1 protein-coding gene is annotated in these 2,998 nt (G+C 76.0%); it reads right to left on the reverse strand.

The features are described from left to right. Window positions 1–2,934: DUF5682 family protein (locus tag EAO75_RS48095; protein WP_261989722.1), on the reverse strand; the 2,934-nt coding region annotated here is incomplete at its 3' end. Window positions 2,935–2,998: the final 64 nt, after the last annotated feature.

Below are 2,998 nucleotides of genomic sequence, written 5' to 3' on the forward strand. Positions count from 1 at the left end.
GGGTATCCCGGATCCGCCCACCCTCGCGCCGCCCCGCTCCCYCGGCCCACGTCGGACCAGCTCCCCGAGGGTCCGCCGCACCCCCGGCTCATACGCCGAGAAGGTGCGCCGCAGCAGAGGCAGCACATCCGTGAACGCCTCCGCCGACACCCCCGTCAACCACGCGTCGACCAACCCGAGCAACCGCTCGTCGTGCACGAGCAGCATCCCGCCGCCCGAGCCGCCCCCGACGAACCCCTCGATCCACGCGGCCGCGTCCCCCGGCGGCGTCCCCGGCGACAACGCGAGCCCCATGGCCCGAGCCGCCTCCTCCTGCGCCAACTCCCCGTCGTCCAGCAGCAACCGCACCGCGCGCCCCCTGATGACGCCGGGCACCGTGTCCCGCACGGCCAGCACCCGCAGCACGGCATGCCAGCGCTTGCGCAGATCGCCGTGCCCGAGGGCGGGCGAGTTGCCCAGGGCGACGGGTCCTGCCGCTGAGTCCCCGCCGGGGCCGCCTCGACTGGCGCGGGCAGCCTCACCCCCGGCACCGGGCCCGGCGTCGGCCGCCTGGCCCCCGGCACCGAGCCCCGCGCCGGCGGCCTCGCCCTCGGCACCGGGCGACAAGGCAGCCCGCTCACCCGGCGTTCCATGGCCTGGCGGGGAGGTCTCCTCGGGCGTTTGCCGATCAGGTGCGGGGACCTCGCCCGAGGTTTGCCACCCCGGTACGGGGGCCTCACCCGACGCTTGGCGACCCGATACCGGGACCTCACCCGACGCTCGCCGACGCGGCGCCGGGACCTCACCCGACGCTTCCCGGCCAGGTGCCGGGACCTCACCCGGGGTTTGCCAGCCCGGTGCGGGGGCCTCGCCCGACGCTTCCCGACCCGGCGCGGGGACCTCACCCGACACTTCCCGACCCGGCGCCGGGACCTCGCCCGACACTTCCCGACCCGGCGCCGGGACCTCGCCCGAGCCGCCACGCCCCGGCGCAGCACCCGCGTGCTCCTGGCCCGACCCGCTTCCCCCGCCCCGCGCGTCCCGTCCCGACGCCACCGCGTCACCCAGCAGCCCCACCGCGCCATGCACCGCGTCCACATGGCGTCGCATCTCCTCGGCCGCGTCCGCGTCCAGCGCGGCGCAGGCCGGGGGCAGGCCGACGAAGACGCGCTCGGCGAGCCCCGCGGCGACCTCCGCGAGCGCCCCGGTGTCCGTGCCGCGCACATCGCCGTACCGCAGGGAGCGGACCAGCGCGGGCAGGGCCTGGGCGAGATGGCCGACGTCGGCGTCAAGAGCGGCGCGGTCGGCGAGGATCCGCATCACCGTGGGCAACGCGTCCGGCAGTTCGGCCAGCAGGCAGCGCTCGGCGAGGGCGGTGACGTCGGCGAGGCTCTGCGCGCAGACGGCGTCCGCCTCGGCCTTGGCGGTCGCCGCGGCGAACACCGTCGTCCCCCACACCCCGGCCTCGGCGACCCGCACGGACAGCTCCGGCTCCCACCGCAGCCGCCACGTCTCCCGGAACGTCCCCGTGCTGCCCCGCGACGCGACCGGCTCGCCCCACTCCACACGCAGCAGCCGCAGCCGGTGCAGCAGCCTGCTGCGCTCGGCGTCGTTCTCCTTGCGCAGGTCGAGCTCCAACTCCCGCTCCAACGCCTCCGGCTTGAGCCGCAGCCGACGCTGGATCCGGTCGAGGTCCCGCTGCAACGGCACCGCCGGCGCCGACCGCGGCACCTCCCCCAGCACGTCCCCCACGACCAGCCGGTCCTGCACCAGCGCCAGCGGCACGTCCGAGCCGTCGCACATCACGGCCCGCACCGCGTCGGTCGTCTCGCTCAGCCCCGGCAACGGGCGCCCCCGCATCACCGCGAGCGTCTCCGCCAGCCGCACCGCCTCGATGACATGCGCCGAGGACACGAGCCGGTCCTCGTCCCGGAGCAGTCCGGCCACCTTGGTCATCCACCGCTCGACCGGTCGGTCCGGCGCGCTGAACAGGTGCCCGTACCAACCAGGCGAGTCGATCCCCGCCCCGTACCCGCTGACCCGGGCCAGCCTGCGGTTCGTCCACGGCACCCAGGTCATGTCGGCTTTGACCTTGGGCAGCCCCTTCAGCAGCGCCCTGTCGGCGGCCACGCTGCTCTTCTGCCGCAGCGCGGGCACATGCCAGGCTCCGCACACGACGGCCACGGCATCGCCGAACTCCCGCTGCGCGGCCCGCACCTGGAGCCGCATATAGGCCTCCCGCACGAGATCCCGCTCATGTCCCCCGCTCCCATACGCCTCCCGCAACGCCCCCATGGCCTCCTCAAGCCCGAGGAACGGCGCGAACGCATCCCCGTCCCCCAAGCCCCGGTGCTCGACGACGTCCTCCCACCACCGCTCGGGATCGTCGTAACCGGCGACATCGGCGAGCACGGCGAGGGGGTCGACCCGGACGGCGGCACGAGGATCGTTCGCATCACCCGCGCCCGCATCACCCGAGCCCGCATTGGCATCGGCGCCGCCACCGGCGTCGGGCGCAGTGTCGCTCGCCGGGCCCGGCCGGGTGTCGTCCTCGGAGCCCGGCCCGCCGCCCGCCGCCGGCTCACTCCCCCTACCGGCCTCCGCATCGAGCGCCGCTTCGTCCTGCCTCCCCCACGCCAGCGTGTGCGTGGCCGGCAGGTCGATGAAGCGGGCCGGGACCTGGTGCTCCACGGCCCAGCGGATCGCGACCCACTCCGGGGAGAACTCGGCGAGCGGCCAGAAAGCCGAGCGGCCGGGCTCGTCCACGGCGTGGGCCAGGAGGGCGACCGGGGGCCGCATGGCCTCGTCACCGGCGAGCGGGATCAGGGCATCGGCCTCCGGCGGCCCTTCGATCAGCACCGTCCGTGGCCGGGCCGCGTCCAGCGCCGCCCGCACGGCCCGCGCCGACCCGGGCCCGTGGTGCCGTACCCCGAGCAGCAACGGCCCCGACGGCATCGACGAGATCCACCGTGTCGTCACCGTCTTCCGCGAGCTGCGCGACGGGGTCACGTCCGACGGC

It is taken from the genome of Streptomyces sp. UW30 (genome assembly GCF_008042075.1).
Classification (GTDB): Bacteria; Actinomycetota; Actinomycetes; order Streptomycetales; family Streptomycetaceae; genus Streptomyces.